Below are 716 nucleotides of genomic sequence, written 5' to 3'. Positions count from 1 at the left end.
ATGATCTGCCCCCATAAAGTTGGACAGTTAGTTAAGCAGTTTTTATAAACTGGTTTCTATATTGTACAGGGGATAAACCTTGTAGCTTCACCTTGATTCTCTCATGATTATAATAATGAATGTATTCTCGTATCGTTTTCTCTAATTCATCAATTGATTGAAATTTTTCTCCATGAAAGCATTCCGATTTTAATATTCCAAAGAAGCTTTCTATTACAGCATTATCTAAGCAATTTCCTTTACGAGACATACTTTGAATTAAACCATGTTGCTTTAATTGCTGTTGGTAATGAGCCATTTGATATTGCCATCCTTGATCTGAATGGAGAATTGGTTTCTCATGTCGCTTAAGTTTAGCTAAAGCATGAATGAGCATATCTTTCACTAACTCATAATTGAGTTTACGTTGGATTCGGAAGGTAATAATTTCCCCATTAAACAAATCTATAATTGGTGATAAATAAAGTTTTTCACCGTTAACATTAAATTCCGTCACATCAGTTGCCCATTTCTGGTTGGGATGGTTCGCTTTAAATTGCCGTTGCATAATGTTATCAGCCACCGTCCCGACACAACCACTTTTATATGAGCGATATTTCAATGCTCTGATACGTGATTTAATTCCCATGGTTTTCATAAGGCGATATACACATTTATGGTTGATTATTATTCCTGTACTTTTCAGGGCAAGAGTAATTCTACGATAGCCATAGCAT

At 34.5% G+C, this 716-nt stretch carries 1 protein-coding gene; it reads right to left on the bottom strand.

Annotation, left to right across the window (positions count from 1 at the left end):
* Positions 1–31: 31 nt before the first annotated feature.
* A partial coding sequence (locus C1642_RS15315) for an IS3 family transposase (RefSeq protein ID WP_146035342.1) occupies positions 32–716 on the bottom strand: 685 nt, incomplete at its 5' end.

Source organism: Acinetobacter sp. AKBS16, from assembly GCF_002899995.1.
In the GTDB taxonomy this organism is placed as follows: domain Bacteria; phylum Pseudomonadota; class Gammaproteobacteria; order Pseudomonadales; family Moraxellaceae; genus Acinetobacter; species Acinetobacter baumannii.
Note: the sequence above shows the minus strand (reverse complement) of the source record. Positions and strands in the feature narration are given on the sequence as shown.